This is a genomic window from Candidatus Margulisiibacteriota bacterium (assembly GCA_003242895.1).
In the GTDB taxonomy this organism is placed as follows: Bacteria; Margulisbacteria; Riflemargulisbacteria; order GWF2-39-127; family GWF2-39-127; genus GWF2-39-127.
Window position 1 is genome coordinate 1 of the sequence record QKMY01000077.1, and the last position, 9033, is coordinate 9033.

Below are 9033 nucleotides of genomic sequence, written 5' to 3' on the forward strand. Positions count from 1 at the left end.
TATATTCAAAATCGTTAATTTTTAACGATATAGGCTTTGCTATGCTTATTTTTCAAAAAACTACTTTTAAAAAAGTCCTTGACCTATTACCGCATCACTTATTTAATGATAGGTAGTTCAAAGAACACCAACGAAAAAGCCCCGATCAGTTTTTTACACCGGTCGGGGCTTTTTTATTCTAGTTGTGACTTCTGCCCCTATGGTGGATACTTGTTTGCGATGTTCACCACCACTACCACTAAATTAACAAGGGTAGGGACTATGTTTCGTGTATTATATGTTTTTATGTTTAGCATTTTAGTATCCTCTCGTTTTTTTATATAATAAAAAAGCCCCCGTCAGTTTTACACCGACGGGGGCTTGAATGTTTTGGTTTGTATTAAGCCCTACGGTGCAAAACTGGAGATGCTGCTCACCACCACGACTACTGTGACAGTAGCGCTATTGAGTTGTGATAATAGAAGATTATTTTTTCCTATTTGCATCTTGTTCCCCGTAAGGTTATTTCAAGTCTATTTTTAAATATGTTTTAGTTATAATTGAAATGTTCTATAAAGTCAAATTAATTTCAAGATTGATATTCTTGCTTGTCCGGTTGCTCTTTTGCCGTAAGTCTGAATAGATAATCTCCATCATATGCCCAAAAGAAGGCATCTATATCTGTTATCAGCACCGGACCGGAATTATTAAATTGTGATAGGTACTTCCCCTGACCTAAATATACTGCGAAGTGTGTAAATAATTCCGGGTTAGCGCTCCTGCTTATCATAAATACCTGCTCGGGTAATAAAGTATTTATATCAGTTAAATATTCTATGTTCCAATCTGAGAAGCTTAATTTGTTAAGATCTCGATATTTCCCATATAAGAAATTTACGAAATCCATGCAGCAAAATTTTTCAGGAAGCTGCTTTTTGGCTTTTAATAAAGTCAGTAGGTTATTCCTTATTGCTGGATTGATAGGAATTTCACAGATATTGTCATCCTTTTTTAAAAATATACCCAAATTATGATAATAATTTTCTATCTGAGCACGCGCTAAGGCACAATTGTTGTTTGAGTATTTCCTTTCAATAAATGCAATATTTGCCTGGAAATATCTCTTTGTATCAGAACTAAACAAATTAGTCGACTCTGGAGATATAATCAAATGTACGTCGTAAAGATGTTTCGAGAAATTGACTATTGGACAGCTTAGTATTTTTTTATTCATTGAAGGCTAACTTTATTGTTGGATTTATAAATCTATCGAGTTGAAAATATTTATATTGCAAAAAAAATTATTTTATCCGCAGTATTTTTTCTGCATTATTGTATTATATGTTTATTTCAAGTCATAATGGAAATTTTACGACAGATTAAATCATCAGGAATATGGTGCGCGTAATTGCCATGCATAAGAAATATCTTGTTATTAGGATAGCTTGGATAAAACTAACATATTAAGAGTAACACAACCGTGCTTATGTTATAATTACGGATAATATATTTCGTAGATTATTTATTTTTATAATAATATTAAGTCATTTTGAAAGGATTCCTAATGAAATCCAACCAAAAAGTATTGTTGATAGATGTCTCAACTGTTTTTTATAGGGTTGATCGTTTTGAAGTCGGTAAGTTTTTCGGACCTGTAGACCTGGGTTTGTTTTTGGCAGGAAAATATAATAGTTTGAACATTGGTGTCGGATTGTTGGCCGGTTCTATACTCCCAGGCTCAAATCGCTTGATTGTTAACGGATTTTCTCCCTGCTGGGGTGGATTCTATGTATCATCTATGGGAGGGGCCGGGTTGGTGTTTGACAATCTTGGTATCAATATGATGTCTATTGTCGGTAGAGCTAATACGCCGTCGATATTGTATTTGAACAGGGTTCACGGCGAAGAAATCCAAATAGAGTTATTTCCGGTTGATGTGAAGAAAGTGTGGAGTGAAGGCAGGCAGGGAATATACTCGATGATGGACCATACCATGGAGTTATTAGGTGATCGATATGAGACCGATCCTAGAATTCTGGCTGTTGGTCCTGCCGCTTATTCAACTGATATGGGGGCGATAGCTTCTGTTCCCCTTAAAAACGGCAAGCTGTCATATGTTGATACCTGGGCGGGAAGGGGAGGATTCGGCTCAAAAATGCTGCGGGAACATAATATTGTCGCGGTTATTTACGGCGGTACATTTATAGACGATGATTTTATCGATCGCAAAGTCGCAGATCAGTGGTTTGTCGACAAGTACAAGACTAAGCTTGTAGCTAAGGATTTGGAGTCGACAACCAAATACCGCTTTGATCCCAAGTTTGAGACCGGGGGTACATTTGGGGTTAATTATACGACCCTTAAAGGTAATATGTTTTCGCTTAATTACCAAAGCATCTATATGACAGAAGAACAACGGGTCGACATTCATGAAAAGTTGGTTCTTAATCATTATCTGAAGCAGTTTAATGAAGAAACGATTAAAACAAAGAATTTTCGGACTTGTGGCGAGCCGTGTGTAGCAGTCTGTAAAAAAATGAACAATGAATTCAAAAAGGATTACGAACCATATCAGACGATGGGTCCGCTATGTGGTATTTTTGATCAGAGGGCAGCTGAAAAGTTGAACCATCACGCGGATATGTACGGTTTTGATGCGATATCGGCCGGGGGAGTGTTGTCCTGGCTTATGGAATGTTTGGTAAAAGGATACTTAATGCCTGCGGAGTTAGGTATTAAAGGTATCCCAGAGTTTACCCTCGACAATTTTGACGTGGTCGCTACTTCCCTGCATAACGCTGACATTGGCGTAGCCCTTTTGGATTCGATTATCGAAAAAAGGGGAATCGTTAATCTGTCTGAAGGAGCACGCAAATTTGCTAAGAATTTGACTCGCGAGAAGGGCAGCAATATTATTAATTCTTTTGTATATACTGCATTTGGACGTAAAGGGTGGATGGTTCCCAATCAGTATTGGACACCTGGAGTTCTATCGCCGATGCCTATGATGGGTAAATACTATATGCACTATGGGCAGGAATTTGTTTCACCGAGAGAACTGGGCAGGAAAAATGCTGCTCGATTCATTGGAGAACTTGTTATGGACAATTTTGGGGTGTGCCGGTTTCATCGTGCCTGGGCTGAAGAAATGATACCAGAAATAATAGGGTCTTTATATGATGCAAAAGATAAATACTTGGATAGTGTTAAAATAACTGCCAGTAGAATAAACAGCAGAAATGCTTCTGTTTTTTGGGAGTCAGAGAGGAATCTTGATTTGGTAAAGGTTTTTCTAGAAAAGAAACATACAATCGAAGGTAATAATGATACTGATTTGCTGAATTGGATAGATTTTTTCAAGAGAGACAAGAAAGAAGCCGGACTCAGTTTCTGGTATGAAATGCATAAGGGCATACAGGAATCTTTACGAGAATTTTAATTAGATAGGTAGAATGAAAACTATTATTTCTGCTGGTCCAGAGAAGGTTTGTGGGCACTGATGACTTTTTCGTAGTAGGCAATCAGGTCCACGTATTCGTCGAATATTTTGTTGCCTTTTTCACTTAGGCCGTAGATTCCTTTGGATTCTTTTGCAAACCATCCATAAAAGTTTTTGCTTAAAATCGATAAGGTTTTATTCCCGGTGCCTAATTCCCGCAGCTTTGATGGGGAGAGCGGTCCAAGATTTTTTAAGCAGCAGGCAATATGGATAGTGTTTTCTTTGTAGGCGGTCATTATTTTTATTCTTGTGCTTCCACCGAGATTGAAGTTGCCATGGCGTCCGTCGATTTCCCGGGCAATACTTTTTTGTCTGTTCTTGTTTCTTAAATTACTTTTTGTTCTATCAAACGGACAAGGATTCACTATTACTTCGACACTTTCGAAATCATCTTTCAAGGTAACCGTAATTAAGCCGAGTTCAAGTCTTCTTACCAGAAAACAGATGTCTTTCCATTTGCGTGAAACGATGCTATGCCGAGGTTTCGGGATAGCAACATAGACATAATCAGTAACGCGCTGGCGTTTTGCAGCCTGGATTAGTAACTCAATACTCAGGTTGCGTTTTAACTCGATGATTATGAGCTCGTCGCCTTTAGTCGCAGTGATGTCGCAGTTCTTAACTTCGCCGTGTACTTCGTAACCAAGTTTTTTAAAGTAGTTATGGATGGGATTGAATAGATCTGTCTCAAGTATTTTTGTAGTATCGTTTTTGCTCATAAATCCAGGTTGAACAATTCAGGGAATTTTTATTATTATATAGTAACATTAATTGCTTTGATTATAAACACAGGGGGGCGTTAATCATATTATTTTCCAAGAATCTAGTAATTATAATATAAATCAGCTAAACTAATCGTCCTCAAATAGATTAATTAAATGTTTCGTAATCAAGATTCTGTGGAATAATGATAGAAACACGGGTGTCCTTGTCAAAAACTTTTCTGTAAATAATTTATAAAAAAGGAAAAAGATTATAGTATGTTAAATAAAGCGATCAAATTCGAAGACCTCGTGAAACCAATTGACTTTGAACAGATTCGTTCTTGCAGGTTACATAAAGATCAGAACTATGAAAACAAGTTAATATTTATTAATAAGATCCTTGCCGGTTTTCCAGAACAATTTGATAATCATGATTGGCTAACGAAACACCTCTCTACTGAGAATGATTTTCTGTCTTTACAGCAAATTAAAGAGGTTCTATTCGGTTTGAAAATAGATCAACCGATCTTTAACTATGTAATTAATCACAGTAGACCGTTTAAAGATATTTCTGATATCGCTGGTCAACGGATCAATCTTCTGAGTTCTTTATATATAACGTTTTCTCAAATTTTTGAATTAAATAAAAATCTGGATCATTTAACGGGAGAGCTCCATAAATATAATAAAAATGATATGCATAACTTTCAATTGAGTGGGCAAATTTTTTTATCCGGGCAGTTTGAAAAAAGAGTAAACTACCTCATCAAAGAACTGATCAGTCCGGATAGTTTTGATTTGCTGGAAAAACCCACAATTCAGGAACATATGTCCATTATTAAAAATGATAAGGTTTGGGGCCAACTCGATAAAAACGATCAAAAGATTTTAAGCACAATCATTGCAGAAGAAAAAATTGATATTATCAAATATCCATTAAGTTATTCAACGTTACTTACCTTCATTAGGAGTCCAAGAAACGTAAAAGAGCTTTCCCGATTAACGCTCGGATTAATTAATTCTGGTGTGTTTAAACCTTCGGATCTATTTTGTAAAGCTAAGGAAAATACTTTATTTATTGCTGGTAATCCTGTTCCGGCAGGCAACACTATTTCTTTAGAAATAAGCGCATTTATTAACGATTTCATCCTCCGCAATAATTCAGTATCGCAGCTAGTAACCGACATATCTTTCCTGAAAGAATTAATGACAAGTTTTACTATGGCGATGAAGGATGATGCTTTAACTTCGTTTGTGATGGATGATAAAAAAAGTGAACTTATTGGATTGCTTCATTATTGCCAAACTGTAGATCCTTTATTCTCTAAGGAATATGCTAAGGAGATATCAAACATAGTAACTGATAAAAAAATCAGAAGCGCTTTTACTATTGCGATTAACGGGATACAAGACAAAGGCTCGGTTGACAGGGTGGTATTGTTTGCATGCTTATATTCTAGGCTCGTTGCGATAGAGCAAGCTAGTGATGGTGAGTTGGAGATGGCCTATGCGTCATCAGATGAAGTGTTTGATATTAGCTTTGATAGCGATGATTTTGTTTTTAGCTTTGGAGATTTGGATCAGAGTGATAATTATTTTAGCAAGATCAAGGAGATGAATATCTCTCAGATCATAAAGAATTCAATTCTTGAAGCACATATATTATCTGACCAAAAAAAACTAGACCGGTTAATTACTATTCTTGACGATCTGCCCAATTTGTCAGTAAATGCAATAGACACCATAATTCAGGACAATTGAGGCGCAAAGAGTGAAATATTTCGAAATAATTCTCGAAAAAATATCGGATGAAAAGAAGCGGTGTTTTCTCCAGGTTTTGAATGAGGGTAAAATTAAATTACCGCCCTTCCCAGATATAAAGGGATTACTAACAAGGCTAGCAAATCTTGGAATGAAATTGGCTTTAGTATTGTCTGACACAGAGGCTGCTATTGTTTTGGATATAATCGGATTGAAACATTTTTTTGAGCCAAATACAATTCTTACTGGAAGAGATATTGGTAAGGACAGTTATTTCCTTGGCAAAAAACTCAAGGGTAAGCCTGCCCCGGATAAATTTCAAGAAGCTGCACTTCGACTTGGTATCGATTATAATAAAACCATTGGTTTTGAGGATGCCTGGTCAGGAATTCAAGCTATTAATGCAGCTGGAATGACTTCCATTGGTATTGATAGAGAAATGCAAGGTCATTTAAGTTCTGCACATTATGCACTCAGAAGCTTTACACTTCTTCATTAATCTTATCCGTATATAGTGATAATTTAATTCCGGTATAGATTTTTTTACCTTTACCTATAAACAAGATTTATCTTCATATTATTAGGAATAATTGTTTCAATTTGAAAAATATTTGCTTATAAAAAAATAGGCTGCCTAAATTTTTACTTTTTAGACAGCCCCAAACAGTATCTCCTCATCCTCGATACTATTTGCTATAAATTTGATATGATTGTAGATAGTAGATTAGGATGATTAAACAGGTTTACCCATAAGCAAATGTTCATGTGCTGATTTGATTTGGATATACACAGTTTAAAGGAGCCCGGAATATGGTTGAAATACCAAGTACGCAAATTCTTGATGGTTTGTCTGATGGTATTACTGTTCAAGACAATGCTTTTAATATTATTTACCAGAACCGTGTGATGCAGGAAACTTTTGGCAGGCGTATAGATGAAAAATGTTATGCTGTCTATGAAAAAAGAGACAAAATCTGCGAAGGGTGCGGTGTACAGCGGGCTATGAAAACTGGTAAGGCAGAAGTAGTTCTCCGGACTGCTTTCGAAACCAACGGGAATACATCATATTGGGAGAACGCTTGTATCCCATTATTTGACGACAAAGGCAATGTTATTGCGGGAGTAGAAGTTTGCCGGAACATTTCTTCCAGAGTTACCCTCGAAGAAGAGGTAAAAGAACGAAATATCCTTTTAGGTCAAACGAATAAGCAACTGGAGAGGAAAACAGAAGAATTGCAAAATGCGTTAAGCCAACGGGAAGCATTAGCGATAAGCCTTAAACTGGAGATGCAACGCCGAGAGCAAATGGAACTGGAATTACGCCAGGCTCAAAAGCTTGAATCAGTGGGAAGGCTGGCGGCAGGAATAGCTCATGAAATAAATACCCCTGCCCAATATGTAAGTGACAATGTCAGCTTTCTTGGGGAATCTTTCAAAAGTATGCAGTTGTTGATTGACAAATATCGTCAAGCGGTAGAAACTCTGGCTACTACTCCTGGACACGAAAAGCTCGCCGAGGAAATTCGCATGTTCGAAAAAGTGAATGACCTGAAATATTTTCAGGAGAACGTCCCGGAAGCTATAAAGGAAGTATCGGACGGCATGTCGAATATTTCTACAATAGTGAGTGCTATGAAAGATTTTGCTCAGCCTGACAATCAGGTAAAGGTTGCCGCAGATATGAATCAAGCATTACTGGCTACTCTGGCAGTTACAAAGAGCGAATATCGAAATATAGCAGAAATAGAAACAATATTTGGTGAGCTCCCGATGGTGCCATGTCATATCGGTTATCTAAATCAGGCGTTTCTAAATTTGATTATTAACGCTACACATGCAATACGTGAAGTCGTAAAGGAAGAAGGAGAAAAGGGAAAGATCCGCGTAAAAACCTCGTTTGACGGCGACAAGGTCCGCATAGAGATTGAGGATACAGGCATAGGAATTCCTGCGGATATCCATGACCGTGTGTTCGATCCGTTTTTTACGACCAAACAGGAAGGTCAGGGTAGAGGACAGGGACTGTCCGTTGCCCGCTCCATTGTGGTCAATAAACATGGCGGGTCACTGACTTTTACCAGCGAACCAGGTAAGGGAACAGCCTTCATTATATTGTTGCCAGTAGGAATCAAGGTTTAAATAGCTATGCATCATAAACCATCGTCAATGCCAGGCTCCAGCGAATAATCATCCCCGTAATCGACGACTATCCGCTCCCCGGGAACTGATGAGATCAAAAACTGCCAGTTATGTTTATTGGAATGCAGTCAAATTCTTTACAGCAAATTATAGATACTTTCCGTAGGCATTAATACAATGTTTTCTGCTGCGAACTTTGCATTCCATTCTTCGATGTATACTCCATCATCTTGGTTGAAACCGCTGTGAGCGTCTTGAGCGAGAACAACTTCGTAGCCTAATTTAATGGCATCGTAACAGGTTGCTCGGACACAGCCATGGGTTACTATCCCGGTGATTACCAACGTTGATATTTGTTTTTGATCTAATTCATTCTGGAGACTGGTTTCTTCGAAGGCGCTTCCATGCTGTTTTCGAATGAAAACATCAGATGACTGACATGCCAATTGTGGATGTATCTGCCAATCATCAGAATCTTCGATTAATCTGGATTTGTTGGAATGTTGAACAAAGATTATAGGGATATTGGCAGTTCGAGATCGTGTAATAAGGGTCGTGATGTTTTTCAGTAATTCCAGTTCACTATATATCGGAGTCTTTTTGCGAAAGAGACCTATTTGGACATCTATGATTAAGAGTGCCGTATTTTTTTTCTTTAGGTCCATTGTTATTTTCCTTTAGTCAATGCGTTGACCTTTACGTGTTTATTCAATTCCTTCAATTTTAACTGCTTAATGTTATCTTATCCTTCTTTGATAAATTGGAAAATGGGCAATATTCTATGTAACAGGTGATGATTTTTTGATAGCTCGAATTCGGAGAAACATTTTTACTGTTTGTAATTTCGGGGGCGTGTCAAATCAAATTAAAACCTGACCGTAGGAGACAATAGTAAATCAAATCAAAACCTGACTTTCCACCTCCTTTCTTTTTTGATTTTTATTAACCATT

At 37.2% G+C, this 9033-nt stretch carries 7 protein-coding genes; 4 read left to right on the forward strand and 3 right to left on the reverse strand.

From position 1 onward, the window contains the following. Positions 1-568 precede the first annotated feature (568 nt). Entirely contained in the window at positions 569-1213 is a 645-nt protein-coding gene (locus DKM50_13765) for a hypothetical protein (protein PZM77208.1), read from the reverse strand. Between the two features lie 330 nt (positions 1214-1543). On the opposite strand from DKM50_13765, the gene DKM50_13770 reads away from it, so the two are divergent. Further along, on the forward strand, positions 1544-3418 hold the full coding sequence (locus DKM50_13770; protein PZM77209.1) for an aldehyde ferredoxin oxidoreductase: 1875 nt from the start codon (positions 1544-1546) through the stop codon (positions 3416-3418). A 23-nt stretch (positions 3419-3441) separates the two neighbouring features. Here the strand turns inward: DKM50_13770 and DKM50_13775 are convergent, their stop codons facing one another. Continuing rightward, positions 3442-4197, reverse strand: a complete 756-nt coding sequence (locus DKM50_13775; protein ID PZM77210.1) for a hypothetical protein — start codon at positions 4195-4197, stop codon at positions 3442-3444. 261 nt (positions 4198-4458) lie between these two features. On the opposite strand from DKM50_13775, the gene DKM50_13780 reads away from it, so the two are divergent. From DKM50_13780 to DKM50_13790, 3 genes are all read left to right on the forward strand, one after another. Next, positions 4459-5943 carry a hypothetical protein gene (locus DKM50_13780; protein ID PZM77211.1) on the forward strand — a complete coding sequence of 495 codons (1485 nt, stop codon included), beginning with the start codon at positions 4459-4461 and terminating at the stop codon, positions 5941-5943. After that, the gene (locus tag DKM50_13785; protein ID PZM77212.1) at positions 5939-6442 is read left to right on the forward strand and encodes a hypothetical protein; all 504 of its coding nucleotides are present in this window, start codon (positions 5939-5941) and stop codon (positions 6440-6442) included. Before DKM50_13780 ends, DKM50_13785 begins: the two co-directional genes overlap by 5 nt. 311 nt (positions 6443-6753) lie before the next feature. Then, a complete protein-coding gene (locus DKM50_13790) occupies positions 6754-8082 on the forward strand; it encodes a hypothetical protein (protein ID PZM77213.1) in 1329 nt (442 codons plus the stop codon). Positions 8083-8219: 137 nt separating this feature from the next. Here the strand turns inward: DKM50_13790 and DKM50_13795 are convergent, their stop codons facing one another. Beyond that, entirely contained in the window at positions 8220-8747 is a 528-nt protein-coding gene (locus DKM50_13795; GenBank protein PZM77214.1) for a cysteine hydrolase, read from the reverse strand. Positions 8748-9033 lie beyond the last annotated feature (286 nt).

Bases quoted from the DNA above. Each gene is read 5' to 3' on its own strand.
- DKM50_13765 (PZM77208.1), bottom strand. From the start codon at position 1,213: ATGAATAAAAAAATACTAAGCTGTCCAATAGTCAATTTCTCGAAACAT.
- DKM50_13770 (PZM77209.1), top strand. From the start codon at position 1,544: ATGAAATCCAACCAAAAAGTATTGTTGATAGATGTCTCAACTGTTTTT.
- DKM50_13775 (PZM77210.1), bottom strand. From the start codon at position 4,197: ATGAGCAAAAACGATACTACAAAAATACTTGAGACAGATCTATTCAAT.
- DKM50_13780 (PZM77211.1), top strand. From the start codon at position 4,459: ATGTTAAATAAAGCGATCAAATTCGAAGACCTCGTGAAACCAATTGAC.
- DKM50_13790 (PZM77213.1), top strand. From the start codon at position 6,754: ATGGTTGAAATACCAAGTACGCAAATTCTTGATGGTTTGTCTGATGGT.
- DKM50_13795 (PZM77214.1), bottom strand. From the start codon at position 8,747: ATGGACCTAAAGAAAAAAAATACGGCACTCTTAATCATAGATGTCCAA.